The 25,308-nt window shown below is 41.1% G+C and carries 26 protein-coding genes; 25 read left to right on the top strand and 1 reads right to left on the bottom strand.

The window, feature by feature from the left end; all coding sequences use genetic code 11:
* Window positions 1-89: 89 nt before the first annotated feature.
* Both ACTW1R_RS06710 and ACTW1R_RS06715 read left to right on the top strand, forming a co-directional pair.
* Entirely contained in the window at window positions 90-455 is a 366-nt protein-coding gene (locus ACTW1R_RS06710; RefSeq protein ID WP_005225766.1) for a DUF956 family protein, read from the top strand.
* Window positions 456-529: 74 nt separating this feature from the next.
* Window positions 530-769 carry a GlsB/YeaQ/YmgE family stress response membrane protein gene (locus tag ACTW1R_RS06715; RefSeq protein WP_005225767.1) on the top strand — a complete coding sequence of 80 codons (240 nt, stop codon included), beginning with the start codon at window positions 530-532 and terminating at the stop codon, window positions 767-769.
* Window positions 770-916: 147 nt separating this feature from the next.
* Here the strand turns inward: ACTW1R_RS06715 and ACTW1R_RS06720 are convergent, their stop codons facing one another.
* Window positions 917-2,860, bottom strand: coding sequence for a BglG family transcription antiterminator (locus ACTW1R_RS06720; RefSeq protein WP_167822428.1), 1,944 nt, complete (start codon window positions 2,858-2,860; stop codon window positions 917-919).
* Between the two features lie 186 nt (window positions 2,861-3,046).
* Here ACTW1R_RS06720 and ACTW1R_RS06725 point away from each other — a divergent pair, with 186 nt between their 5' ends.
* From ACTW1R_RS06725 to liaX, 23 genes are all read left to right on the top strand, one after another.
* Complete coding sequence (locus ACTW1R_RS06725; protein ID WP_270277103.1) at window positions 3,047-3,370, top strand: PTS sugar transporter subunit IIB; 324 nt, start codon at window positions 3,047-3,049, stop codon at window positions 3,368-3,370.
* 58 nt (window positions 3,371-3,428) lie between these two features.
* A complete protein-coding gene (locus ACTW1R_RS06730; RefSeq protein WP_074535686.1) occupies window positions 3,429-4,676 on the top strand; it encodes a PTS sugar transporter subunit IIC in 1,248 nt (415 codons plus the stop codon).
* Window positions 4,677-4,697: 21 nt separating this feature from the next.
* The gene (locus ACTW1R_RS06735) at window positions 4,698-5,036 is read left to right on the top strand and encodes a PTS lactose/cellobiose transporter subunit IIA (protein WP_167822429.1); all 339 of its coding nucleotides are present in this window, start codon (window positions 4,698-4,700) and stop codon (window positions 5,034-5,036) included.
* Window positions 5,033-6,469: a glycoside hydrolase family 1 protein gene (locus ACTW1R_RS06740; RefSeq protein WP_167822430.1), complete on the top strand. Its 1,437-nt coding sequence runs from the start codon at window positions 5,033-5,035 to the stop codon at window positions 6,467-6,469. Before ACTW1R_RS06735 ends, ACTW1R_RS06740 begins: the two co-directional genes overlap by 4 nt.
* A 25-nt stretch (window positions 6,470-6,494) precedes the next feature.
* A complete protein-coding gene (locus tag ACTW1R_RS06745; protein WP_167822431.1) occupies window positions 6,495-7,934 on the top strand; it encodes a glycoside hydrolase family 1 protein in 1,440 nt (479 codons plus the stop codon).
* Between the two features lie 157 nt (window positions 7,935-8,091).
* Window positions 8,092-9,156: a M24 family metallopeptidase gene (locus tag ACTW1R_RS06750; protein WP_005225769.1), complete on the top strand. Its 1,065-nt coding sequence runs from the start codon at window positions 8,092-8,094 to the stop codon at window positions 9,154-9,156.
* Window positions 9,157-9,365: 209 nt separating this feature from the next.
* Window positions 9,366-9,791 carry an Asp23/Gls24 family envelope stress response protein gene (locus tag ACTW1R_RS06755; RefSeq protein ID WP_005225770.1) on the top strand — a complete coding sequence of 142 codons (426 nt, stop codon included), beginning with the start codon at window positions 9,366-9,368 and terminating at the stop codon, window positions 9,789-9,791.
* On the top strand, window positions 9,784-10,248 hold the full coding sequence (gene nusB, locus ACTW1R_RS06760) for a transcription antitermination factor NusB (RefSeq protein WP_034858046.1): 465 nt from the start codon (window positions 9,784-9,786) through the stop codon (window positions 10,246-10,248). Before ACTW1R_RS06755 ends, nusB begins: the two co-directional genes overlap by 8 nt.
* 292 nt (window positions 10,249-10,540) lie before the next feature.
* Entirely contained in the window at window positions 10,541-11,392 is an 852-nt protein-coding gene (locus tag ACTW1R_RS06765) for a bifunctional methylenetetrahydrofolate dehydrogenase/methenyltetrahydrofolate cyclohydrolase (RefSeq protein WP_005235351.1), read from the top strand.
* Window positions 11,393-12,745: an exodeoxyribonuclease VII large subunit gene (xseA, locus tag ACTW1R_RS06770; protein ID WP_271813378.1), complete on the top strand. Its 1,353-nt coding sequence runs from the start codon at window positions 11,393-11,395 to the stop codon at window positions 12,743-12,745.
* On the top strand, window positions 12,726-12,947 hold the full coding sequence (locus tag ACTW1R_RS06775; protein ID WP_005225774.1) for an exodeoxyribonuclease VII small subunit: 222 nt from the start codon (window positions 12,726-12,728) through the stop codon (window positions 12,945-12,947). The genes xseA and ACTW1R_RS06775 overlap by 20 nt, the downstream gene beginning before the upstream one ends.
* On the top strand, window positions 12,944-13,840 hold the full coding sequence (locus tag ACTW1R_RS06780; protein ID WP_074931616.1) for a polyprenyl synthetase family protein: 897 nt from the start codon (window positions 12,944-12,946) through the stop codon (window positions 13,838-13,840). Before ACTW1R_RS06775 ends, ACTW1R_RS06780 begins: the two co-directional genes overlap by 4 nt.
* Window positions 13,837-14,658, top strand: a complete 822-nt coding sequence (locus tag ACTW1R_RS06785) for a TlyA family RNA methyltransferase (RefSeq protein ID WP_005225776.1) — start codon at window positions 13,837-13,839, stop codon at window positions 14,656-14,658. The genes ACTW1R_RS06780 and ACTW1R_RS06785 overlap by 4 nt, the downstream gene beginning before the upstream one ends.
* Window positions 14,659-14,755: 97 nt before the next feature.
* Window positions 14,756-15,205, top strand: a complete 450-nt coding sequence (gene argR / locus ACTW1R_RS06790; protein WP_005225777.1) for an arginine repressor — start codon at window positions 14,756-14,758, stop codon at window positions 15,203-15,205.
* 15 nt (window positions 15,206-15,220) lie between these two features.
* A complete protein-coding gene (gene recN / locus ACTW1R_RS06795; protein WP_016610293.1) occupies window positions 15,221-16,894 on the top strand; it encodes a DNA repair protein RecN in 1,674 nt (557 codons plus the stop codon).
* Between the two features lie 95 nt (window positions 16,895-16,989).
* Window positions 16,990-17,721, top strand: a complete 732-nt coding sequence (locus ACTW1R_RS06800) for an alpha/beta hydrolase (protein WP_489927542.1) — start codon at window positions 16,990-16,992, stop codon at window positions 17,719-17,721.
* Window positions 17,722-18,121: 400 nt separating this feature from the next.
* Window positions 18,122-18,976 (top strand): phosphate ABC transporter substrate-binding protein PstS, encoded by an 855-nt coding sequence (locus ACTW1R_RS06805; RefSeq protein WP_010748000.1) that lies wholly within the window; start codon window positions 18,122-18,124, stop codon window positions 18,974-18,976.
* Between the two features lie 97 nt (window positions 18,977-19,073).
* The gene (gene pstC, locus ACTW1R_RS06810; protein WP_005225781.1) at window positions 19,074-19,994 is read left to right on the top strand and encodes a phosphate ABC transporter permease subunit PstC; all 921 of its coding nucleotides are present in this window, start codon (window positions 19,074-19,076) and stop codon (window positions 19,992-19,994) included.
* Window positions 19,994-20,878 (top strand): phosphate ABC transporter permease PstA, encoded by an 885-nt coding sequence (gene pstA / locus ACTW1R_RS06815; RefSeq protein ID WP_005225782.1) that lies wholly within the window; start codon window positions 19,994-19,996, stop codon window positions 20,876-20,878. The genes pstC and pstA overlap by 1 nt, the downstream gene beginning before the upstream one ends.
* A 13-nt stretch (window positions 20,879-20,891) precedes the next feature.
* Window positions 20,892-21,698, top strand: a complete 807-nt coding sequence (gene pstB, locus ACTW1R_RS06820; protein ID WP_005225783.1) for a phosphate ABC transporter ATP-binding protein PstB — start codon at window positions 20,892-20,894, stop codon at window positions 21,696-21,698.
* 31 nt (window positions 21,699-21,729) lie between these two features.
* Window positions 21,730-22,488 carry a phosphate ABC transporter ATP-binding protein PstB gene (pstB, locus tag ACTW1R_RS06825; protein ID WP_005235379.1) on the top strand — a complete coding sequence of 253 codons (759 nt, stop codon included), beginning with the start codon at window positions 21,730-21,732 and terminating at the stop codon, window positions 22,486-22,488.
* Window positions 22,489-22,499: 11 nt separating this feature from the next.
* On the top strand, window positions 22,500-23,177 hold the full coding sequence (phoU, locus tag ACTW1R_RS06830) for a phosphate signaling complex protein PhoU (protein ID WP_005225785.1): 678 nt from the start codon (window positions 22,500-22,502) through the stop codon (window positions 23,175-23,177).
* Between the two features lie 528 nt (window positions 23,178-23,705).
* Window positions 23,706-25,268 (top strand): daptomycin-sensing surface protein LiaX, encoded by a 1,563-nt coding sequence (gene liaX, locus ACTW1R_RS06835; RefSeq protein WP_010748005.1) that lies wholly within the window; start codon window positions 23,706-23,708, stop codon window positions 25,266-25,268.
* Window positions 25,269-25,308 lie beyond the last annotated feature (40 nt).

A 25,308-nucleotide genomic window follows, 5' to 3' on the forward strand; every position in this document is an offset into this window, starting at 1 on the left:
CAACCCAAGTACCTTTTTATTTATTCGCCAAACCTGCTGCAAACACGTATAATAAGATAATAAGACGATATAGAATGGAGTAAGCGCAAATGGTACAATCTCTTAATACAAAAGTGGATTTGACGATCGATGCTACGTCTTTTTTAGGGATCAATGAGTACGGCAAAATCATGATCGGCGATAAAGCCTTTGAGTTTTACAATGACCGTGACAAACGTAAGTTTATTCAGATCCCATGGGAAGATGTCGACTATGTGATCGCTTCGGTCATGTTCAAAGGCCGTTGGATACCACGCTATGCGATCCGCACCAAAAAGAATGGCACGTATACCTTCTCCTCAAAAGAACCAAAAAAAGTTTTGCGAGCGATTCGTGAATACGTCGATCCAGACCATATGGTGCATTCATTAGGCTTTTTTGATGTATTGAAACGAGCCTTCACTCGCAGAAAATAACAAGAGAGCATATATTTTTCCAATTGATTCTCAATATGGTACCCTTTTTATAAGAAAGTTTAGGAGGGGTTAGTATGCACTTTTTATGGACATTGATCGTAGGAGCGGTCATCGGTTCAATCGGTGGTGCCATTGCAGGCGAAAAACGCGGTTGTATTTTTGATATCGTTGCAGGACTTGTAGGCGCATCGATTGGTCAAGGCCTTTTTGGCACTTGGGGACCGCAAGTAGCAGGAATGGCCATCGTGCCAGCGATTATCGGTGCGGTCATTTTCGTGGCAGTCGTATCGTTCTTTTTGGGACGTAAAAGATAATCTAGTAAAACGGAGTAAAAATGATCTAAATATACTCCAAATTGCATGAAAGACTAAACCTGATTTCAACCAGTCATACATTGGTATGTCTGCTGTTTGAAATCAGGTTTTTTTGTTGTCCAAATTTTCTTAATTACTGGAAAATGATTATTTGTAAACATCTATGCGACTGTATATTAACTTTTTGAAATCTTCAAATGATTGACAATTACGAACTTCCTGAATTGTAGGCTGGTCGTTAAAAAGCGCAATCAGTGATTCATATAATTCACGAAACGTTTGTTTGTCTGCTTTATTGATCGCAATTAACAAAACTAAATAAACCGTGTGTTTCCCCCAGCGGATTCCTGTCTTGGAAATAGTAACAGCGATACTAGTTTTTATTGCATCCATCTGTACTGAATGAGGAATGGCAATATTTTGAAAAGCAGTCCCAGCAGCTTCTTCTCTTCGATAGACTTGTTTTTCAAAAGCAGGATCGACATATCCCTTTTCTTCCAAACGTCTGCAAAGAAGTGAAAGAACTTGATTTTTGTTTTTCATGCTTGATTTTGCCACAAATAAATCGCTCTCGAAAAACTCGTCAAAATGTTCTCTTAATTTCTGGTTTTTATAATTATTTTGGTTTTTTAGGATGGCTTCTTGAATCAGATCATACTGTTCATGAAGGTTAAATGGAGAGATATGAACGATGGTATCGCTTTTGATCCTTGTGACTGGAATCGTACTGATGATCATATAGTGTCGACATTCGGATACCTCTGATTTAAGTGATTGCAAAGCTTCCTCAGATTGAATACTGTGGACTATGTTTATTTGGTTGCCAAAATCAAGTAATAACGTATTCAAAAGATTAGTACGCAATGAATGATAATCAGGGCACAACAAAATAACCGGGATCTTCGATTTGTTTTTATTTTGGCGTTCGATTTCAGCACCGATATGCATAGCGATAAAAGCAGTTTCGTCTTCATTGATAATTACTTCGTAGGATTCCATTAAATCCAAACTAATATATATAGCCATGTCAAAAATTATCGGGCTATTCAACTTGATATAGTCAGCCATTGGATTGTTGGTGAAACGCTGATTTCTTGATCGAAAAAGCAGTCCTTTGATATGGAGTGAAAACGGTATGGTGAAATCTTCACTTGAAAGATCAATCATATACATTGTGTTGATATCTTGCACATAGCGATTAGTCAAAGAAAGAATTTCCGTTCCAATCAGCTCAGTCACTTCTTGTTTTGTCGTAGACAATGAATAATTGGCGTTTGCTCGAAATAAAATTGACAGTTCTGCTAATTCATAAGGATTTAAATGAATATCAAATTTTTTTTCTATAGAAAGATATAAATCATCCAGTAAGTTTTGTTCTTGTTCAGTTATTGTTGGCAGTAAATATTCATTAGAGCGTAATGGGTTACCTTGATATTTCCGAGTAATCATGATCACAAGATGGAATAGCAGATTTGAGAGAGCAAAATCGTTTAAATAGTAATTATGATTTTTAAAGACATCTTTAATAATACTGTACAAAGCATCGGTATCAAAGTCAGGAAAACAATGTTTAATTTGTGTAATGTCCGTAAAACTGTTGCCTGATTCTTCGCTTATGACATAGCGAATGAGTTTTCGTTTGTCCTTTTCATCGCCAATAATCTGTAAACAATCATTGTTAGATGTAAATTTAACATTGTAGGTTTTGTACATTGTGTTCATTTTTGTCAGTAATGATTTAAGTGTCGAATAGCTGATGCAAAGTGATTCACATAAATCAAATAAATGTAGTTCAGTTGAGGAATGAAAAATTAGCTGCTTAATTATATAAAAGGATCGATCTTCATTGGATTGGGGAATCTGTTGATTAGTTTGCGCTAATAAACTTGGAATAAGCGAATGATTGCTGAGTAGATAACCGTTTCTTGAAGAGATGATAATTTTACTTTCAAAGAGTGTATTTAGTTGAGATACATAATTTTTAATTGACCTTGTTGAAATATTTAGAGCATTTGCTAACTCAATACTGGTTACAATTCGGTTTTCATTGCTGAGGTATTTCAGCAATTCTTGCTGTTTTTCATTAATCATGATGCTCCCGTTCCTTTCTTCATTTAATTCTAACTATAGTTAGAATTGGAAAGCTGCGTCAAGCGTACTTTTGCCCCTTAATGGGAAAATGCTTAGAAGATTCCTTGCCCTTTAAAGTGAAAAAGTTCGGTTGAAGGTCGTAGTACATATTTCCTATAGTGGAGCTATCAAGAAGGAGGAATAAATATGACTAATTTAAAAATACTTCTATGTTGTGGAGCTGGAATGTCGAGCGGATTTCTTGCTAGTAACGCCCGTAAGACTGCAAAGAAAAGAAAATTATCCTTAAATGTAGAGGCAAGGAGTTATACAGAAGTGAATGATTATTTATCATCTATTGATATTTTGATGATTGGCCCGCATTACGCAAGTGAATTATCAAAATATGAAGCATTGGCATTCCCCTACAATGTTCCTGTTGTGGTAATCCCGCAAGATGTATACGCGCAGTTAAATGGGGAAAAACTTCTGGATATTGCTCTTCATAAAATCAATGAGCGCAAGAGTTGATCGTTTCTAAAAGGCAAAATATCTGTTTTTACTGAAACTAAAAAAGGAAGTTGTGAATATGAAAAAATTTATGAACTGGCTGACGAATTCGTTTGCCCCAACCATGAACACTTTTTTCTCAAAGCCTTGGCTGGCTGCTCTTTCAAGCAGTATGCAAAAAATCATTCCATTTATTTTAACCGGGTCACTTATCTATTTTTATAATGTGTTTGTATCGTTTTTTCCAGCATTACCTGATCTTTCTCCGATTTTGAATTTTAGCTTTGGACTGATTTCATTAATTGTCGCTTTCATGATGGCAAATCAGTGTATGGAGAAACTTAACCATCCGTTTTATATTACCAATGCGGGCATTACTTCAGTCTGCGTATTATTGATGGCGGTCATTCCACAAGAAGAAAATACAGATAGTTTGTCTGCCTTTCTGGGAAACTTGGGACCATCTGGAATTGCTGTTGGGATGGTTATCGGTCTTTTTGTATCGCTCGTGTTCCATTTATGGGCTAAGGTACGTTTCATGGAAGGGAGCAGTGTTCCCGACTTTGTGACTGGTTGGATAAACACCATTGTGCCGAACGTTATTGCTCTAGGAATTACAATGGTTTTGGTGAATGTTCTTCATGTGAATCTCTTTGAAGTGATATTAGCTGCTTTTCAACCAGTTGCCTCAATAGGACAAACCTTACCTGGGTTTATATTAATCTGTTTTGTTCCGGCATTCTTCTATACGATGGGGATTTCAAGTTGGCTTTTTGGTGCAGTTACCACACCAATTTTTCTAGCAGGTATCCAAGAAAACATCGAGGCTGCTGCTGCAGGAGGAGTGGCTCAAAATATTGCAACAAGTGAAGCGGTTTTTACGCTAGCGTTTATCACAATGGGTGGTATGTGTGCAACATTAGGTCTGAATATCTTGATGTGCTTCTCAAAATCCAAGCAGCTGAGAACTTTAGGTCGTGTCTTTCTTGCCCCGTCAATTTTCAATATTAACGAACCAGTTATGTTTGGGGCCCCAGTGGTATTCAATCCGCTGTTGATGCTTCCAGCTTGGATAAACTCTATTGTCGGAGCGTTGTATGTTTGGTTTCTGATGAGCACTGGCTTACTCAACATCCCTTCTAAAATGATCCAAGTCGGACAAGTGCCTGCGCCGATCTCAAGTGTGATGGTAACAGAAGATTTACGAGCTGTGTTGTGGTGGGTACTCTTATTTATTTTATATTTGGTTATCTGGTATCCATTTTTTAAAGCTTATGAAAAAGAAAAGCTCATAGAAGAATCACAAGCAGTAGAACTAGAAATTTAGGGATTGGAGACGAGCAAGTTTATGGAAGAGCAATACGAAAATGAACTAATACCAATAGCTATGCAAATCATTATTCATGCCGGAGATGCTAGAAATCTATTAGTTGATGCAATGAAAATGGCAAAAACATTTGATTTTTCTGCTGCAGAAAAAAAGCTTTTTGAAGCTGAAAAAAAAATCGTGTTAGCACATAAAGCACAAACAGAAGTTATTCAAAAAGAAGCCAACGGACACTATTATGAGATATTTTTATTGTTTGTTCATGCACAGGACACCTTAATGACAATAAATTCCGAAGTTAAGATGACAAAAGAGATGATTGATATTTTGAGAATAGTTGAAAGAGGGCAAAAAGAATGAAACAATTTCCAAAAAATTTTTTATGGGGCGCAGCCACGAGTGCGTATCAAGTGGAAGGCGCGGCATTGTTAGATGGCAAAAAAGCATCTCAGCAAGATGTGATCAATGAAAAAAGCTTTGAAGAAAAGGGGTTTGCTTCTGCAGAGATCGCGAGTGATCATTATCATCATTACAAAGAAGATGTTGCATTGATGGCAGAAATGGGGTTTTCAACCTACCGATTTTCAATTTCTTGGTCTCGAGTTTTTCCTGATGGTGTTGGCGAAGTAAACGAAAAAGGAATTGAGTTTTATCGAAAATTGATTGATGAGCTTTTAACTTATGGAATAGAACCAATCGTTACACTGTATCACTATGATTTACCATGGGCTCTTGTCGAAAAGTATCAGGGGTGGCTGGATAGACGAATTGTTACAGATTTTGAATATTATGCGAAGTTTGTTATCAACGAGTTTAAAGATAAAGTTAAGTATTGGACGACTATTAATGAGCAGAGCATTATCGTCCAGTATTGGACACAAAAATGCTATATCCCGAAAGAGCTTCAGTCACAAAATCAGTTGCGTTATCAAATCAACCATCATATGAACCTTGCACATGCGACGGCCTGTAAATTGGTGCATGAATTAGTGCCCGACGGATTAGTAGGAGCTGCTTTGGGGTATGCACCGATTTATCCTCTTACAGCTAAACCAGAAGACGTATTGGCTGCTTTAAATGCCCATGACTTAAGAAATGCTTTCTACTTAGATATTTATTTCAAAGGTATTTATACAGAGTCGGCAATGACCTATCTCCAAGAAAATCACTTGGCACCAATTGTTGAGCCAGGGGATATGGACTTAATTAGAGAAGGATATTCAGATTTTCTTGCATTAAACTATTATGCAAGTGAATGTGCAAAAGCTTGCCCTAAGGAGTCAGGGAAAGCAATACGATACAGTGGCGTTAATCTTTCTGGAAAAAAAGGCGAGATTTCTGGTTTTGAAACACATCCTGGTTTTTACGAAATGTGTAAAAATCCCCATCTTGATACAACTGATTGGGATTGGGCGATTGATCCAATTGGATTAGAATATGCGTTCAGAGATATTTATACTCGTTATAATAAACCCTTGATGATTACAGAAAATGGCTTAGGAGCATTCGATGAACTTACTCAAGAAGGAAAAGTACATGATGAGTACCGCATCTCCTATTTAAGAGACCATATTAAAGCGATAAAGAGAGCAATGGAAAAAGGGGTTGAGGTCTGGGCTTACTGCCCTTGGTCAGCGTTGGATTTACTGTCCACAAGTAACGGAGTCAAAAAACGTTACGGTTTTATCTATGTTGATCGGACTGATGATGATCCAAAAGATTGCGCTCGTATCAAGAAAGACTCTTTTTATTGGTATCAAAAGGTTATCCAGTCTAATGGAGAAAATTTATGATTGTGAATCATTTAGGAGGAGAAGAATGACAAAAAAAAGTTTTCCAAAAAATTTTTTATGGGGCGGAGCAGTTGCAGCTTGCCAAATTGAAGGTGCTTTTGACAAAGATGGTCGCGGTTTATCAACTTCTGATATTCATGCGTTTGATCCTGAATTAAATAGAAGCAACATAAAAAAAGAAGGCGGCGGGACATTGGCTGAGATAAAGTTTGCTGCAACAGATTGTACCAACTATTACCCTAAACGGTTCGGAATTGATTTTTACCACACGTATAAAAAAGATCTTGCCTTGTTGAAAGAGCTGGGATTAAAAGCATTTCGAACAAGTATCTCTTGGTCAAGAATTTTCCCTAATGGCGATGAAATGCGGCCAAATGAAGCTGGGTTAAAATTTTATGATGATCTGATAGCCGAAATTATCAGTTGCGGTATGGAACCAATTATAACAATGAGCCATTACGATATGCCGCTTCATCTGGTGACAGAATATGGTGGTTTTGCAAATCGTAAAGTAATCGATTTTTTCGTACGCTACGCAAAAGTATTACTAAGTCGATACAAAGGAAAAGTTAAATATTGGATTATCTGTAATCAAATCAATTTGGTACCAACCGTTCAGTTTGGTAGTTTAGGTATTTATGATGACCAATCTGATAATATGGAACAACTGATGTATCAGGCGGTACATCATCAATTTGTAGCTGGAGCCAAAGTTATCGAATTAGGGCGAGAAATTGATCCAGATGCTAAACTAGGAACAATGGTCGCAGATGCAACCTTTTATCCGGCTAGCTGCAAACCAGAGGATATAGTCTTAACGATGAAAAAAAACCGTATGCAGTACTATTTTACTGATGTCCAATTGCGAGGAACATATCCAGAATTTGCGTTGCGCTATTTTAAAGATCAAGGGTTTTCTATCGAGATGCATCCGGCAGATCTGCCATTACTAAAAGAGAATACGATGGATTTTCTAGCGATTTCTTACTATTATTCACGTATCGTCGACGCATCCAAAAATACGATGGCACCATTTGACGGTGAACAAAATCCATATTTGAAGCCCACTGCATGGGAATGGCGAGCAGATCCTTTAGGTTTTTACAATTGCTTATCTCAATACTGGGACCGCTATCAAGTTCCTCTCATGATTGCCGAAAACGGCTTAGGTGCAATCGATACAATCGAACAAGACGGAACTATTCGAGATCACTATCGTATTGAGTATTTGAAACAACATATTGTACAACTAAAAGAATGTATCAAGGACGGTGTTGATATTCTTGCTTATTTGAGCTGGGGCCCTATAGATTTAGTCAGCTCTTCCACTGCAGAAATGAGCAAACGTTATGGGTATATTTATGTTGATTTAGATGATTATGGTAAAGGAACCAGGGAACGCATCAAAAAGAGCTCCTTTTATTGGTATCAAAAAGTAATTGAAAGCAATGGAGAAGAATTGTAGAGCAAAGACCGTCTAGTTTTCTAGATGGTCTTTTTGATAACTTGAGGTCCCAAGTTTCTGAAGGTTCATTTTTTAGAAAACTTTTCGCTTGCTTTCCGCTTTTTCTGGAAGTTTGTTATAATACTATCGTATAGAACAAGAAAGTAGGGAACGATACATGTTAAGAGTTGAAAAATTACGTGAAGCAATGAGAAAAGATTCGATTGATGGGTTCTTGATCACCAGCCCATACAATTTGCGTTACTTGACAAACTTTACTGGGACAACTGGTTTAGCAGTCATTACGTTGGACAAAGCTTTTTTTGTAACAGATTTCCGATATACAGAGCAAGCAGCTGCCCAAGCTCAAGGTTTTGAGATCGTAAAAAATAGCGGACCGATTTTTGAAGAAGTTGCAACCATCTGCCAAAAGGAAGAAATCAATGTCTTAGCTTTTGAAGAAAGTTTCGTCAGCTTTGCCGAATACTCCGTCTTAGAAGACTTGATCGAGGAATCATCCCTTGCCCCTGTATCGGGGATGATCGAGGCTTTGCGGGAAGTCAAAGATGAGGAAGAGATCGCATTGATCCAACAAGCCTGTCATATCGCCGACCAAGGATTCGAACATATTTTGAAAATGGTCCGCCCAGGAATGACAGAAATCGAAGTGGCGAATCAGTTAGATTTCTTTATGCGTTCATTAGGTGCCACAAGCGTATCTTTTGAAACGATCGTTGCTAGTGGACTGCGTTCAGCAATGCCCCATGGGGTTGCCAGTGAAAAAGTGATCGAACAAGGCGATCTGATCACGTTAGACTTTGGCTGTTACTATCAAGGCTATGTGTCTGATATGACTAGAACCTTTGCAGTAGGAGATCCTGGCGATAAATTGAAGGAAATCTATCAAATCGTACTTGAAGCGCAAGAAAAAGTCTTGGCCGCAGCAAAACCTGGAATGACCGGAATTGAACTAGATGCGATCGCTCGGGATCACATTGCTTCCTTTGGCTACGGAGATGCCTTTGGTCATTCAACAGGTCATGGGATTGGTTTAGAGATCCACGAAGGACCAAATGTATCCTTCCGCGCTGATAAAGCATTTGTTGTCGGAAACGTCATTACAGATGAACCAGGAATCTATCTTCCAGGAATTGGCGGCGTTCGTATCGAAGATGATCTTTTGATCACCGAAACTGGCAATAAAGTGTTGACACATTCACCGAAAGAATTGATCATTCTCTGATTCATCGACCTTGTTTTTCAGAAAATTCATTGAGAATAGTGGGTTATTATAGATTCTCAGTGCAGAAAATGATAAACTTAGAGCGAGAAGAAACACTGTGCCATGGATGTTATTGATTGAATCAAGCGTTGGTTTGCTTCAAACGGAAAAAACGAGCGGTTTTTTTACAAACAATACGGTACAGCTGTTTAGAATGGAGGCAAAAACGTATGAATGAAGATAAAAACCTTGTATTAAATGCAAGTCCTGAATTAGGCGAGATCGTCATCGCACCAGAAGTGATCGAGATCATTATTGGGATCGCTGCTTCTAAAGTGGAAGGTGTCTATGGGATGCGAGGAACACTGGCAAACAGTGTCACTGAATTATTAGGTCGCGCAGCTCATGGCAAAGGGGTCTACTTAACGATCGATGAAACAGGGATCAAAGTGGACATCTATTGCTATATCACTTATGGGATGTCAGTGCCTAAAGTGGCAATGGAGATCCAAGAACGGGTCAAACAGCAAGTCTTATTTATGACAGATGTACAACTGGCTGAAGTAAATGTTCATGTTGTGGCAGTCGTGCCAGAAAAAGTAGATTTACCAGACATCGAAGAATTATTTGGAAACGATGAGGAAGAAAATGAGTAAAGAATTATCACGGCATGAAATACGGAAAATGGCGTTACAAGCTTTATTTCCACTAGACTTTAATAAAGATTTAACGAAACAAGATGCCATCATGCATGCCATCGAGTTGGAACACCATGAATTGATCGATGAAGAACAAGAGCATTTTGTGCCTGTTTATTTAGATCAATTAGTGGCAGGTGTCTGTCATTACAAAGAAGCCTTGGATGAAGTCATTCAAAATCATTTAAAAGCTGGTTGGAAAATCCAGCGTTTATCAAAAATGGACGTGACGATTTTACGAATTGCTTTGTATGAAATGATCTATGTGGATAATGTGCCGAATCGTGTGGCTTTGAATGAAGCGATCGAGTTAGCGAAAACTTTTAGTGATGATCAGTCCAGAAAGTTTGTCAACGGTATTTTATCGACAGTCAATCAAGAGCTAGAAACAAAAACCAACCAGGTAAGTGAGTAATTTTCAGCCCTAACACGATCGATCAAAAGAGATCAGTTTTTTTCGATCGAGTCAGAAACCGAACGATTTATGAGCAACCGCCTTGTTTTGACGGTCCTGCTTGATCGTTCGGTTTTTTTGCACGCACTTTGTCGGTTTACCCTCGTTTTTTCCGAAAAAAGGGAGCCTTAGACGGTGTTTTTCTTTTCAGAAAATGCTATGATAGAAAACATGAAGAAGCATATCGACAAACGATTGGTGCGTTTCTTTTTACAAAATAAGTCAGTATAATCAGGTTGGAGGAGTTGTCAGAATGGGTACATTAATCAATGGAAAAGAATTGGCTGAAAAAATGCAAGCAGCGTTTCTTTCAGAGACAGCAACACTAAAAGAGCAGGGTGTGACACCGGGATTAGTTGTTTTGCTTGTTGGAGAAGACAAAGCAAGTCAGACTTATGTGAAAAATAAAGAACTAGCTGCGGCGAAAATCGGCATCAATTCCCGTGTTGCCCGCTACCCTGAATCCATTACTGAGGCAGAATTATTAGCAGAAATCGAACAGTTCAATAACGATGATGCCTTTCATGGAATTTTGGTTCAACTTCCTTTGCCAAAACATATCAATGAAGAAAAAGTACTGTTAGCCATCAAACCAGAAAAAGATGTCGACGGCTTTCATCCAATCAATTTAGGAAAATTATTCGCAGGTGTACCTGACCGAATTCCTTGTACCCCTTATGGCATCATGAAAATGTTTGCTGCGTATGGGATCGAATTGGAAGGAAAAAATGCCTTAGTGATCGGCCGCAGCAACATTGTCGGAAAACCAATGGCGCACTTGCTCTTGGGGGCAAATGCCACCGTGACTATTGCTCATTCAAAAACCAAAAATCTGCCCGAGTTGGCTAAACAAGCGGACATTTTAGTCGTGGCGATCGGCCGCGGTCATTTTGTCACAAAAGACTTCGTAAAAGAAGGGGCTGTGGTGATCGATGTTGGGATGAATCGTGATGCCAACGGCAAGTTGATCGGCGATGTGAAATTTGATGAAGTCGAACCGATCGCTAGCTATATCACCCCGGTACCTAGAGGTGTAGGTCCAATGACGATCACGATGTTGATGGCCCAAACGATCGAGGCAGCAAAGGAGACAATGAAAAACTAAATGGCGCAAGAATATTTAACGGTAACCGCATTAACAAAATATATCAAGCGTAAGTTTGACGTCGATCCGTATCTAGAGCGGGTTTATTTGACGGGGGAGATCTCCAATTTTCGTCGTCGCCCCAATCACCAATACTTTAGTTTGAAGGATGATGGTGCAAAAATTTCGACCGTCATGTTCAAAGGCGCTTTTGACAAGTTGCGCTTTCAACCAGAAGAGGGCATGAAAGTCATGGCGGTTGGGCGTATCACTCTGTATGAGGCAAGCGGAAATTACCAGATGGTGATCGAACATATGGAACCAGACGGTGTCGGCGCTCTTTATCAAGCCTATGAACAATTAAAGCAGAAATTGGCAGCAGAAGGTTTATTTTCTGCACCGAAGCAGTCCTTGCCGAAATACCCGAAACGCATCGCAGTTTTGACCAGTCCTAGTGGGGCGGTGATCAGAGATATCATCACGACGACACAGCGGCGTTACCCCATTGCTCAGATCGTTTTGTATCCAACCGTGGTACAAGGCAATAAAGCTGCGGATGATGTGGTGAAAAATATCCAACGAGTCGAAGCCGATGGGGCCTTTGATACGATGATCATCGGACGTGGGGGTGGTTCGATCGAGGACCTCTGGCCTTTCAATGAAGAACGAGTGGCAAGAGCCATTTTTGATGCAAAAACCCCCATTATTTCTTCAGTGGGGCATGAAACCGATACGACGATTGCCGATTTAGTGGCGGATGTACGGGCGGCAACTCCGACCGCCGCTGCCGAATTAGCGGTGCCAGTGCTGTCGGAGGAGATTTTGCGGATCGAAGAAAGACAAGCCCGATTAGAGCAAGCATTTATGCACCAGATCCAGTACAAACAAGAACGCTATCAGCGAGTGATTGGATCGTATGTTTTTCGACAACCAGAGCGCTTGTATGAGGCACAGTCCATCAAACTCGATCAGTTGCAGCAGCGGATGCAGCAAGGCTTGCAAACCTTGCTTTATGACAAGGATCGCCAGGCACAGCAATTGATTTCACGGTTGGCCCAGCAACAACCAAAAGCGCGATTACAAGCCAGCAATCAAGAGGTCAGCTATCTTTCTCAACGCTTAACGAAAGCCATGAAAGATATTTATGCGGCAAAAGAAAATCAATTTGCAAATGCAGTCCAATCCCTTGATTTGTTAAGCCCACTAAAAATCATGGGACGCGGCTACAGCTATACCACGAAAAATGAGCAGGTGATCAAATCGATTGATGCGATCGAGCCAGAAGATCAGCTGACGATCCATTACCAAGATGGCCAAGCACTGGTCGAAGTTATTAGTACAGAAGGAGTTAATCATGGCAAATCCAACATTTGAAGAATCATTACAAGAATTAGAACAAATCGTAACCCGTTTGGAACAAGGCGATGTTCCATTGGAAGAAGCGTTAGATGCTTTTCAAAAAGGCATGGTTTTGAGCAAGCAATGCAAGGACACCTTGAGTAAAGCGGAAAAATCCTTAACAAAAATGATGACTGAATCCAATGAAGAAGTCCCCTTTGAAGAGGAAAGCCAATGAGTGCTTTGAAGGAATTTACGAAAGAACACGCCCCATTGATCGAAGAAGTTATGGAACGTTTTGTCAAAGAACACACTTCTGATCAACGACTATTTGAAAGCATGCAGTATTCGATCCAAGCTGGCGGCAAACGCATTCGCCCGCTTTTATTGGCAGCAACAGTCGCCGCTTTTCACAAACCCATCAATACCGCGGTGTACCAGTGTGCAGCAGCCCTAGAAATGGTGCATACGTATTCGCTGATCCATGATGATCTGCCAGCAATGGACAACGATGATCTGCGTCGAGGCAAACCCACCAACCATAAGGTTTTTGGTGAAGCTTTAGCGATTTTAGCTGGAGATGGTCTTTTGACGGCTGCGTTTCAATTAGTCGCTATGGCGGAAATCGAAGCCAATCAAAAAGTCTTGCTGCTGCAGCAGTTGAGTAAAGCAGCGGGGACGCAAGGGATGGTTGCCGGCCAAGCAGCTGATATTCAAGGGGAGAACCAAGCGCTTCGTCTTGAGGAGCTCATGTCAATCCATGAACGAAAGACTGGAGAATTGATCCGCTTTGCGGTGATTGCTGGTGGTGTCTTAGCCGACCAGACGGAAGAGGTTCTGCATGAATTGGATCGCTTTGCCCAGCATATTGGGTTAGCCTTTCAAATTCGCGACGATCTGTTAGATGCCACTAGTACGACCGAAGAGCTAGGCAAAGTTGTCCGCCGAGATGACGAGTTGGCGAAAAGTACCTATCCTGCTTTACTTGGCTTAGCAGGCGCGCAGCAAGCCTTGACTGAAGAATTGAGCAAAGCCAAAGAAATTCTGGCACAGTTAAGCCAATACGGTCAATTTACACAGGATGTTTTATTAGCATTTGTGGAACGATTTGAGATTCGAGGGAACGCATGAAGAAAGAACGAGTAGATGTTTTAGCAGTCCAGCAAGGCCTCTTTGAGACCCGCGAGCAAGCCAAACGAGGAGTGATGGCTGGATTGGTGTACAAAGAAAAAAACAATGAGCGCCTAGATAAGCCTGGAGAAAAAATTGCCGCAGATACACTGCTGCAGATCAAAGGGAAGAAGCTGCCTTATGTTTCTCGTGGTGGTCTCAAGTTAGAAAAAGCACTCAAAGTTTTTGATTTTGACGTAACCGATAAAATCATGTTAGATATCGGCGCTTCCACCGGTGGCTTTACTGATGCGGCGCTGCAAAATGGCGCCAAAAAAAGCTATGCACTGGATGTCGGTTACAATCAGTTAGCATGGAAGCTGCGGCAAGATGAGCGAGTGATTGTAATGGAACGGGTCAACTTCCGTTATGCAAAACCAACAGACTTCCTGGATGGTCTTCCTGAAGCCGCTACGATCGATGTTTCTTTTATTTCACTTAAACTGATCTTACCTCCCCTTTATGATATTTTGGTAGCGGATGGCGAAGTGATGGCGCTGATCAAACCACAATTTGAAGCGGGCAAAGAAGCGGTCGGTAAAAATGGGATCGTTCGTGACCCCAAAACCCATGAACGAGTGTTGGAGGAAGTACTGGCATTCGCTAAGAAAACAAAATTCGATGTATTAAACCTAAGTTTTTCACCAATCACTGGTGGCGAAGGGAACATCGAGTTTATCGTACATTTAAAGAAAAGCCTGCAAGAAGGCACCGCAGCAGGGATCGACATCCCGAAAGTTGTTGCATCAGCACATGAGACCTTTCATCAACCAAAATAAAGAATGGAAGAGAGTGGACATTTTACTTGTCGGCTCTCTTTCTTTCTTGCGCAAAATAGGATAAAATTAGTAGGAATTCATTCAGGAGGAACAAGAGATGAGAAAAAAAGAACGGCATCGCTTGATTACACGATTGTTAAGTGAACAAGATATTCAGAAACAAGAAGATTTTGTCGAGTTGTTAAAAGATCGCGGCGTCTCAGTCACACAAGCAACCATATCAAGGGATATCAAGGAATTGAAGTTAGTGAAAGTTCCTTCCCAAAAAGGCGGCTATCGCTATAGTATTCCACAAGAGACAACAGAAGACGTGAGTGGTAAACTAGATAAAATCCTAAAAACGGCGTTTGTTTCTGTCGATCGAATGGACAAATTTGTGATCCTGCGCACACTGCCTGGCAATGCTTCGGCTTTGGCGAATTTGATTGATAAGCGTTATGCCAAAGAATTATTTGGCACGCTAAACGATGATGACAACGTCTTGATGATCACCAGAACAGAAGCAGATACCGAGAACCTATTCAAGGATTTCCAACGTTACGTATAAAAGAGGAGGCAAGGGATGCTTTTAGAATTGTCGATCCAAAATTTTGCGATTATCTCCAACCTGCACCTGTCTTTTCATGAAGGGATGACGGCTCTAACAGGTGAAACAGGTGCTGGGAAATCAATCATTATCGATGCGATGGGCTTACTAGCAGGTGGCAGAGGATCCAGTGACTATTTGCGTCAAGGCGCAGAAAAATGCCGTTTGGAAGGGATTTTTGAATGGCCGAATCAGCAGGAGTTCAAAGAGCTGACCGCAGATCTGGGTATTGATGAAGAGGAAGTTCTGATCGTACAACGGGATATCTCTCAATCGGGTAAAACTATTTGTCGTGTAAATGGTCGAACCGTTACCTTGTCGGTTTTGCGCCAAATTGGCTTGTTTTTAGTTGATATCCAAGGACAAAATGAGCATCAAGAGCTGCTGCAGCCAGAAAAACATTTGGCGTTGATGGATGGTTTTGGAGATGATGCCTTTAAAGCGGAACTTGCAAGTTACCGTCAAGCCTATCAAGCCTATCGCTCCTTAGAAAAACATGTGCGGACCATTCAAGAAAATGAACAGCTCTATGTGCAGCGAATGGACATGCTGCGTTTTCAACAAGAAGAGATCGCCCAAGCGGAATTGATGGAAAATGAAGAAGAGCAGCTGATCGATGAACGAGAAAAACTGACCAATTATCAAAAAATCGTGGATGCTCTAGGGCAAAGCTATGGCGCTCTATCCGCCGAAGAAGTTAATAGCCTAGATGGAGTCAGTGTGGCATTATCAGAGATCCAGTCGATCGCCCATCTTGATCCTGCGTATGAAAAAATCAGTGAAGCGATCCAAAGTGCGTATTACTTGTTGCAAGATGCAGCCACTGATATTTCTCGGCAAGTCGACAACCTTGAATTAGATGAAGGCCGACTGGAAGAAGTCATTTCACGGCTGGAAACGATTCGTCAATTGAAGCGCAAATACGGGGAGTCAATTCCTGTGATTCTTGCTTATTATGATGAGATCAGTAAAGAAATCAGCGAGTCTGCCTATACAGAAGGTCAGTTGGAGCAATTAGAAGAAGAGCTTGCCCAAAAAGCTGAAGCAGTTTGGCAGCTGGCGGAAGCCTTGCACGTCAAACGACGTGAATTGGCTCATCGTTTAGAAAAAGAAATCGTTCAAGAGTTAAAAGAGCTGTATATGGAGCACGCGCAATTTGAAGTACGGTTTGCATCTGGCTCAAAACAATTAAGCAGCAGCGGCTTTGATACCGTGGAGTTTTATTTGACAACCAACCCCGGTGAAGGCATGAAACCGTTAGTACGAGTTGCTTCTGGAGGAGAGCTTTCTCGGATCTTATTAGCGCTTAAATCGATTTTCTCCCGCAAGCAAGGAATCACTAGTATTGTCTTTGATGAGGTGGATACTGGGGTCAGTGGCCGAGTAGCTCAGGCGATCGCCGAAAAAATCGCCAAGATCGCTGCGAATTCGCAAGTCTTGTGTATCACCCACTTGCCGCAAGTAGCGGCTGTGGCGGACAATCAATATTTTATCGAAAAAGCAATTCAAGAAGGTCGGACAGAAACCCATGTCCGTAAATTATCAGAAGAAGAACGAGTGGCTGAGATCGCCCGTATGCTCTCAGGTGCAGAAATCACCGATTTAACGATCGAACATGCACGAGAACTATTGGCGCTGGCTCACCGTTAAAAATTGGAAACACTTATAAAAAGATTCAGGAGATGATGGACCCGCAACTTTCGTCTGCCATCCTTTCCTGATCTTCTTTTTTGCAGGAGGACATGATGAGAAAAAGAACAAAAGTCTTGATCGGTGTATTGATCACCGTTGTTATTTTAATTATTGCCGGTTGGGTCGGTTGGCAACAACTGCATTACCCAGCAGTGGATGCTGCTGTTACAGCTGCGAAAGAGGCAGATGATGAGGGAAATGTCCTCTATTTTGCTGGAGATGAAGAAAAGCCTTTGGTTATTTTCTATCCTGGTGCGCTTGTCGATGCCAAAAGCTATAGTGTATGGGCAGCAGCTTTAGCGGAAAAAGGCTATCCTGTCGCGATCGTTAAAATGCCCTTTAACATGGCTGTTTTAGCAGGCAATCGTGCAGAAGAGGTCTTGGAAGAAATTCCCCATAGCTCCTATGTCATTGGCGGTCATTCATTAGGTGGCGTCATGGCAAGCCGTTTTGCAGCGAATCAGTTGGCTGAAAATGACAACGAGTTAAAAGGCGTCTTTTTCTTTGCTAGCTACCCAGATGAAAAAGGATCCTTAGCTGATCAATCGATTGCTGTGTTGTCACTCTCAGGCAGGCAAGACCAAGTAGTGAATCAGGAAAATTGGCAAGCTGCCCGCAGCCTCCTTCCAGAAACTACGACGTTCCAAACGATCGAAGGCGGCAATCATGCTGGCTTTGGTACCTATGGGTTACAAAAAGGAGAAGCAGCAGCGGATCTACCAAATGAAGCACAGCAAGAAGCCATCATTGAGCAGATGGCGGCATGGTTAAGTGAATTAGAATAAAAAAAGACGGCAGAAGATGCATAGGAATGCTTCTTTCTGCCGTTTCGATTCAACAGACATTTTGGGGAAATGTTGATGAAATCGTGAAAACGCTGAACATAACAACATATTGTACTTGATTGGGGAAGCAAGATTAATAATTATGTTCTTTTTAAAATACGTTTCCTCTCACAGTATAGCACAGCATACCTTCTGGATGCACGTAATTTAATTAAGAAATCTTGTCATTTTATTTACAAAATAGTTATTTTGTAAAAGAAAAAAAGCGTTTTAAATAAAGGGTCAGACTCAGCTTAAGAAAAAAAAGCAAATAATAATTTTCATTGATTTCAACTAATGGTAAAATGAAAATAATTGATTTTTACAATCAATGACTTTCGAAAGTACAAGGAGCGTTATGATGAAAAAATTAAAACTTCTAAGTCCTATCATCGGATTGGTTATTTTACTCTCAGGATGTGCAAGCTGGGCAGATCGAGGAGAATCGATCACAGCAGTCGGGTCTTCTGCCTTGCAGCCACTCGTAGAAACCGTTGCGGAAGAATTTCAAAACTCAAATCCTGGGCGATTTATCAATGTCCAAGGAGGCGGGAGCGGCACTGGGTTAAGTCAAGTCCAAGCAGGCGCAGTCGATATTGGGAATTCTGATTTGTTTGCAGAAGAAAAGCCAGGGATCGATGCGGATGCACTCGTTGACCACCGAGTGGCAACGGTGGGTATCACACCGATCGTCAACAAAGGCGTCGGGATCACGGATATTTCAACAGAGGACTTAAAAAATATCTTCTTAGGAAATATTACAAATTGGCGTGAAGTTGGTGGAAATGATCTGCCCATCGTTTTGTTGAATCGGGCGACTGGAAGCGGCACGAGAAGTACGTTTGAAAAATGGATCATGGATGGTGAAACAGCGATTCCTTCCCAAGAGCAAGATTCTAGTGGGATGGTCCGTTCGATCGTTTCAGATACACCAGGCGCCATCAGTTATGTTGCATTTTCTTATGTGACAGATGAAGTCAACGTCCTTTCGATCGATGGGGTTCAACCAACGATTGAAAATGTAACGACCAATGATTGGAAAGTTTGGGCTTACGAGCATATGTATACAAAAGGAGAACCAACGGGATTAACCGCTGAATTTCTTGAATATATGCTTTCTGATGAAGTACAAGAGCATATCGTCGGGGATCTGGGTTATATTCCAATTTCCATCATGCAGGTGGAAAGAGATTGGGAAGGCAACATCGTCGAGTAATCTTTACACAAAATTTACACAAGCTTTAACAGAAATTGATGTTGAACCGATAAACTAATGGTTATGAGTTTAGTTTGATTTTTGAGGAGGAACCCTCGTGGAAAATGTAAAAGAAGTGTTAACAAAAAAATCCAAGCGCGCAAGAATGGAACAAAGAGGAAAGCTGGTTAGCTTTCTATGTATTGCGTTGATTGTATTGGTTGTGATCTCCATTTTTTATTTCGTTGCTAGCCGTGGATTAGCGACATTCTTTGTAGACAAAGTCAATGTTTTCGACTTTTTGTTTGGTACGCAATGGAATCCAAGTGCTGTTGGTCCTGATGGCCAACCATTAGTAGGTGCTTTACCGATGATCCTTGGTTCGTTCTTCGTAACCTTCCTATCAGCGATCGTCGCAACACCATTTGCGATCGGTGCAGCAGTCTTTATGGTGGAGATCTCCCCTCGTAACGGAGAGAAGATTTTGCAGCCCGTCATCGAACTATTAGTCGGTATTCCTTCTGTAGTTTATGGTTTTATCGGTTTGTCTGTCATTGTACCAGCAGTCCGTTCTGTTTTTGGCGGTACAGGGTTTGGGATCTTGGCGGGGACCTTTGTCCTATTTATCATGATTTTGCCGACAGTGACTACGATGACTGTCGATGCGTTACGGGCAGTCCCTCGGCACTACCGTGAGGCATCCTTAGCTTTAGGTGCAACACGCTGGCAAACGATCTATAAAGTTGTTTTACGAGCAGCTGTCCCTGGGATTTTAACGGCAGTTGTATTCGGAATGGCTCGCGCATTTGGGGAAGCATTGGCGATCCAAATGGTTATCGGTAATGCGGCATTGATGCCGACGAGCTTAGTGACACCTGCATCAACATTGACATCGATCTTAACCATGGGTATTGGGAATACGATCATGGGAACAGTCCAAAACAACGTTCTATGGTCATTAGCCTTGATTCTCTTATTGATGTCCTTACTATTTAACATTGTCATTCGCTTTATTGGGAAGAAAGGAGCATTGAAATAATGAATGCAAAACGTTCAGATAAAATTGCTACCGGCGTCTTGTATGCTGTTGCTGGAGTCATTGTTTTGATTTTGGCTTCCTTACTATTGTACATTTTGGTACGTGGTATTCCCCATATCAATTGGGAGTTTCTGACTTCTTCTTCAAAAGCGTATCAAGAAGGTGGCGGGATCGGCATCCAATTGTTCAATTCCCTATACTTGCTTTTAGTGACAATGATCATTAGTTTTCCGATTTCTTTAGGAGCGGGGATCTACTTATCAGAATATGCGAAGAAAAACTGGTTGACGGATATCATTCGGACATCGATCGAAATCTTGAGTTCACTGCCTTCTGTGGTTGTCGGTCTTTTTGGTTTCTTGGTCTTTGTTATCCAGTTTGGTTATGGCTTTTCGATCATTTCTGGTGCCTTGGCATTGACTTTCTTCAATTTGCCACTATTGACTAGAAATGTGGAAGAATCTCTACAAGCGATTCATTATACGCAGCGTGAAGCGGGCTTGTCTTTAGGCTTATCCCGTTGGGAAACTGTCACACGCATCATTGTTCCAGAAGCAACACCAGGGATTTTGACTGGGGTCATTCTAAGTTCTGGTCGGATTTTTGGTGAAGCGGCAGCGCTGATCTACACTGCAGGACAAAGTGCACCGGCCCTTGATTTTACAAACTGGAATCCATTGAGTGTTTCCAGCCCGATCGGTCTTTTCCGACAAGCGGAGACGCTGGCAGTCCATATTTGGAAAATCAATACAGAAGGTACGATGCCTGATGGCGCTCAAGTTTCAGCCGGGGCTTCGGCGGTATTGATCATTGCCGTCTTGCTATTTAACTTTGGCGCCCGTGCAGCTGGCAAACGGTTGTACAAGAAAATGACGTCAGCATAAGGAGAATGACAGTATGAACGATTACAATTGGGACGATCGAAATATCATTACCTTCGATAAACCAGAAGATGTGGCGCTTTATACCACTGACTTGCATGTATGGTATGGATCAAATGAAGCCATCAAAGGCATTGATCTACAATTTGAAAAAAATAAAATCACCGCATTGATCGGACCTTCCGGTTGCGGTAAATCAACGTATCTGCGTTCTTTGAATCGAATGAATGATGGGATCGCAAACACGAGAGTCACAGGAAACATCATGTATAAAGGAGTCGACGTCAATACAAAAGAAGTCGATGTCTTCGAAATGCGCAAGCGTATCGGCATGGTTTTCCAACGACCAAACCCTTTCAGTAAATCGATCTATGACAACATCGCCTTTGCTTTGCGACGTCATGGAGAAAGAAACAAAAAGAAACTGGATGAAGCAGTCGAAACCAGCTTGAAACAAGCCGCACTTTGGGATCAAGTAAAGGACAGCTTAGACAAAAGTGCTTTGGCATTGTCCGGTGGACAGCAGCAACGTCTGTGTATCGCTCGAGCAATTGCGATGAAACCAGATATCTTACTTTTAGATGAACCAGCTAGTGCCCTTGATCCAATCTCAACAGGGACAGTGGAAGAAACTCTTATCAACTTGAAAAACGACTATTCAATCATCATCGTGACCCATAATATGCAGCAAGCTGCTCGGATCAGCGATTATACAGCCTTTTTCTACTTAGGAAATGCGATCGAGTACGATGAGACCCGTAAGATATTTACTCGTCCAAAAATTAAAGCAACAGAAGATTACGTATCCGGTCATTTTGGCTGAGCCGATTCGATCAGTAAACGGAGGCAAAACAATGGCAGAAGAAATTATTACATCGAAAGATCTGCATTTATACTACGGAAAAAAAGAAGCATTAAAAGGAATCGACCTTTCCATCAAAAAAGGCGAGATCACTGCAATGATCGGACCTTCAGGTTGTGGGAAATCGACCTACTTGCGTTCTCTTAATCGAATGAATGATTTGATCCCTGGTGTGACAATTACAGGAAGTGTTGTCTATAAAGGGAAAGACATTTATAGTCCAAAGCAAGACATCGTTGATTTGCGCAAAGAAATCGGGATGGTTTTTCAACAACCGAATCCTTTTCCCTTTTCAATTTACGAAAATGTGATTTATGGGTTAAAATTAAAAGGAGTCACGGACAAGGCGATTCTAGATAAGACGGTAGAAGAAAGCCTGAAAGCAGCTTCTGTCTGGGAAGATGTCAAAGACAAACTTCACCAAAGTGCGCTTTCTTTATCAGGTGGACAACAGCAGCGGGTTTGTATCGCTCGGGTATTGGCTGTCGATCCAGAAATCATTTTGCTGGATGAACCAACCAGTGCGTTAGACCCCATTTCATCAGGGAAAATCGAGAATACCCTTCTAGCACTGAAAGAACGCTACACCATGATCATCGTGACCCACAACATGTCACAAGCTTCAAGAATCTCAGATAAAACCGCGTTCTTTTTGGACGGCAACTTGATCGAGTTCAATGACACGAAAAAAGTGTTCCTAAGTCCAAGCAAAAAAGAAACAGAAGATTATATCTCAGGAAGATTTGGTTAGGAGGAAAAGGGATGTTGCGTACACAATTTGAAGAAGAATTATTAAATTTACACAATCAATTTTATGAAATGGGGATGCTAGTCAGCAGTGCCATTCATAAATCTGTGCGAGCATATGTCAGACATGACAAAGAAATTGCGCAGGAAGTAATTGAAAATGATTTGGCGATCAACAATATGGAAGTTCGTTTAGAAAAAAAGAGCTTTGAGATGATTGCTTTGCAACAACCAGTAACGACCGATCTACGAATGATCATTACTGTAATGAAAGCCAGCTCTGACTTGGAGCGGATGGGGGACCATGCGGTATCCATTGCGAAGTCAACGATTCGGGTCAAAGGCGAAACACGGATCGCCGAAATCGAAAAAGAAATCTCAGATATGTCGGATTACGTCAAAAAAATGGTTGATAATGTCTTAGTGGCGTATGTAAAAACTGATCAAGATGATGCCCGCATGATCGCTCAAATGGACGATCGGGTCAATGAATATTACAAAGACATTTATTACAAAACGATCGAGAGTATGAAAGAAAATCCAGAAACAGTTGTCAGTGGGACCGATTATTTATCCGTTGCTCAATACTTGGAACGAATCGGTGACTACGTAACGAATATTTGTGAATGGATCGTGTATCTTGCTACTGGAAAAATCAGTGAATTGAATACAAACCGTACGGAAATGATTTAAGAAACCAGCTTGGGTTCTTGATCACATATCTCTTTTAAAAGAGATGGGACGGACCGTCGAAAGCAGTTGTCCTTTAAGGAGCAACTTCTCTCGGCGGTCTTTTTGATTTGAAAGAATCGCTTCAATCGATGACGTGAACAGGATAGGCAAATTAGAAAATGGCTCCTCCATAAAGATGGCCAATGGAAATCGATTCTATCGTCCCTGAAATTTACTAGTTGAGCCGTCTATTCTTTTCGTTGCTGACCTGCAGTGAAAGGAGCAATCGCTCATTTACTCTAGCAGGCCTATTCCTTAAGACTGCTACTAGCTGAAACTTTTGTTTCTATTGGTTTTTCGTGGTACTGTTAATAATAGGAAGATCGTTTTGAGCCTAGAGGAATGAAGAAAAAGTGTCGGTTTTGCTTGCCAATCTGCAGATTGAGAAAAACTTGGTACTTAAGACCTATGACACTTTTGCAAAAACAAGGCATAATAGGTTCGTAAGCTAAACTTGCAATCACACATTTGCTGAAGGAGGCAATTTCCATGAACGAAAGAGAACGTATATTGGATCTAGTAAAAAAAGGTGTGCTTTCTACAGAAGAAGCCTTGGATTTACTAGAAGGTATGGCAAAAGCCAAAGACGAAAAACAAATTAACAAAGCTGCTGCTGAGGTAACCGCGGATAAGAATGCGACAAGCCCATTTGATGATACTGAAAACGACGATGAGATGTTCACGTTTGACAGCGAAGAAAAACTTCGTCAAAACGAAGCGCAAGACAAAGAAAATCTTGAAAAGATTCTCGATGGTTTAGCAACGGAAGCCAACCAAGCATCTGCTGAGTTGGACGAAATCAATGCTGAAATTCTTGGCGTCAAAGAAGAATTAAAAGAAGCACAAGAAACACTGATGCAATTGAACACCAAAGAAGAGTTGGATCAATTGTCAGAAGATGAATTGGCTACGCGTCACGAAACAGAAGCGACCATTACTGCCTTGGAAGAAACCTTAGATGGGTTATCTGAAGAAAAAGCAGAATTGGAAGCAAAATTAAAAAATATTCGCAAAGACCAATGGTCTCAAACAAAAGAAAAAATTTCTCAAAAATTAGATATTCCAGAGGATTGGAAAGAGCAAGCGACTGACACCTTTAACCAAGTAAGTGAAAAAATGGTCGATGCCAGCACACACTTCGGACACTTCTTGAAGAAAACGGTTCGGGCAGTGACAGAGTCAGTCAATGACAACATGGAATGGAAAGACATCAACTTGAAAGTTCCTGGTGTTGCAGCGACAAAATTTGAGCACACATTCAGCTATGATGAAACGGCAGCGACATTGATCGATGTGAAATTGGCAAACGGCAATGTTTCCTTCCAATTATGGGATGAACCAGGTGTCAAAGTAGATGCCAAAATCAAACTATATGGTAAAATGGATGCGGCGGAGCCTTTCGATGCTTTTGAAGCAAGAAGCCAAATCAATGTCGATGATGAACGCATCTCTTTCCAAATTCCCAACAAACGCATTCGTGCCGATCTCGTTTTCTACTTGCCAAAACGTACCTATGATCATGTTGCAGTGAAATTGTTGAACGGCAATGTTACATTCAATGAATTGGATGCGAAAGATGTCTATACAAAATCAACAAACGGCAATATCGATTTCCGCAAAGTAAACGCATCGATGTTAGAGATTGAAGGCGTGAATGGAACGATCACTGTTCAAGAGGGTGAGATTTTAGATGCCATTATTGAAACGGTGAACGGCGACGTTACGTTGACAGCAACGCCACAAAATACCGGCATTTCTTTAGTTAACGGCAACATCCGTGTGACCTACAAAGAAGAAACGGTCCAAAAATTAAACGCCAGCTCTGTAAATGGGAATGTCAAAGTAGCATTACCGACAGGAATCGGTTTTGAAGGGATCGCAAAAACAAGTTTAGGTAGCATCAACAATCGTTTAAGCGAGATGGAAGTTGTGCGTGAGAAAAAAGAACGCCTAAACCAACTATTGCAATTCCGTCGGGTTGCCGATAAAGTCGCTCAAATTGATCTATCCACAACAACAGGAAATGTCTTTATCAAAGATACAGACAAATAAGAATCGCTGGGTTTACACTCATTAAAGAAAAGAAGGAAGG

This window comes from Enterococcus sp. R12 (assembly GCF_058135755.1).

What these genes read in the sequence shown, in the direction of transcription:
- ACTW1R_RS06715 (WP_005225767.1), top strand. Translation starts at nt 530, where the DNA reads ATGCACTTTTTATGGACATTGATCGTAGGAGCGGTCATCGGTTCAATC.
- argR (WP_005225777.1), top strand. Translation starts at nt 14,756, where the DNA reads ATGAGAAAAAAAGAACGGCATCGCTTGATTACACGATTGTTAAGTGAA.
- liaX (WP_010748005.1), top strand. Translation starts at nt 23,706, where the DNA reads ATGAACGAAAGAGAACGTATATTGGATCTAGTAAAAAAAGGTGTGCTT.
- nusB (WP_034858046.1), top strand. Translation starts at nt 9,784, where the DNA reads ATGAGTAAAGAATTATCACGGCATGAAATACGGAAAATGGCGTTACAA.
- ACTW1R_RS06755 (WP_005225770.1), top strand. Translation starts at nt 9,366, where the DNA reads ATGAATGAAGATAAAAACCTTGTATTAAATGCAAGTCCTGAATTAGGC.
- ACTW1R_RS06720 (WP_167822428.1), bottom strand. Translation starts at nt 2,860, where the DNA reads ATGATTAATGAAAAACAGCAAGAATTGCTGAAATACCTCAGCAATGAA.
- ACTW1R_RS06780 (WP_074931616.1), top strand. Translation starts at nt 12,944, where the DNA reads ATGAGTGCTTTGAAGGAATTTACGAAAGAACACGCCCCATTGATCGAA.
- ACTW1R_RS06740 (WP_167822430.1), top strand. Translation starts at nt 5,033, where the DNA reads ATGAAACAATTTCCAAAAAATTTTTTATGGGGCGCAGCCACGAGTGCG.
- ACTW1R_RS06750 (WP_005225769.1), top strand. Translation starts at nt 8,092, where the DNA reads ATGTTAAGAGTTGAAAAATTACGTGAAGCAATGAGAAAAGATTCGATT.
- pstB (WP_005235379.1), top strand. Translation starts at nt 21,730, where the DNA reads ATGGCAGAAGAAATTATTACATCGAAAGATCTGCATTTATACTACGGA.
- recN (WP_016610293.1), top strand. Translation starts at nt 15,221, where the DNA reads ATGCTTTTAGAATTGTCGATCCAAAATTTTGCGATTATCTCCAACCTG.
- ACTW1R_RS06775 (WP_005225774.1), top strand. Translation starts at nt 12,726, where the DNA reads ATGGCAAATCCAACATTTGAAGAATCATTACAAGAATTAGAACAAATC.
- ACTW1R_RS06765 (WP_005235351.1), top strand. Translation starts at nt 10,541, where the DNA reads ATGGGTACATTAATCAATGGAAAAGAATTGGCTGAAAAAATGCAAGCA.
- ACTW1R_RS06800 (WP_489927542.1), top strand. Translation starts at nt 16,990, where the DNA reads ATGAGAAAAAGAACAAAAGTCTTGATCGGTGTATTGATCACCGTTGTT.
- ACTW1R_RS06730 (WP_074535686.1), top strand. Translation starts at nt 3,429, where the DNA reads ATGAAAAAATTTATGAACTGGCTGACGAATTCGTTTGCCCCAACCATG.
- ACTW1R_RS06735 (WP_167822429.1), top strand. Translation starts at nt 4,698, where the DNA reads ATGGAAGAGCAATACGAAAATGAACTAATACCAATAGCTATGCAAATC.
- pstB (WP_005225783.1), top strand. Translation starts at nt 20,892, where the DNA reads ATGAACGATTACAATTGGGACGATCGAAATATCATTACCTTCGATAAA.
- ACTW1R_RS06785 (WP_005225776.1), top strand. Translation starts at nt 13,837, where the DNA reads ATGAAGAAAGAACGAGTAGATGTTTTAGCAGTCCAGCAAGGCCTCTTT.
- pstA (WP_005225782.1), top strand. Translation starts at nt 19,994, where the DNA reads ATGAATGCAAAACGTTCAGATAAAATTGCTACCGGCGTCTTGTATGCT.
- ACTW1R_RS06725 (WP_270277103.1), top strand. Translation starts at nt 3,047, where the DNA reads ATGACTAATTTAAAAATACTTCTATGTTGTGGAGCTGGAATGTCGAGC.
- ACTW1R_RS06805 (WP_010748000.1), top strand. Translation starts at nt 18,122, where the DNA reads ATGAAAAAATTAAAACTTCTAAGTCCTATCATCGGATTGGTTATTTTA.
- phoU (WP_005225785.1), top strand. Translation starts at nt 22,500, where the DNA reads ATGTTGCGTACACAATTTGAAGAAGAATTATTAAATTTACACAATCAA.
- xseA (WP_271813378.1), top strand. Translation starts at nt 11,393, where the DNA reads ATGGCGCAAGAATATTTAACGGTAACCGCATTAACAAAATATATCAAG.
- ACTW1R_RS06745 (WP_167822431.1), top strand. Translation starts at nt 6,495, where the DNA reads ATGACAAAAAAAAGTTTTCCAAAAAATTTTTTATGGGGCGGAGCAGTT.
- ACTW1R_RS06710 (WP_005225766.1), top strand. Translation starts at nt 90, where the DNA reads ATGGTACAATCTCTTAATACAAAAGTGGATTTGACGATCGATGCTACG.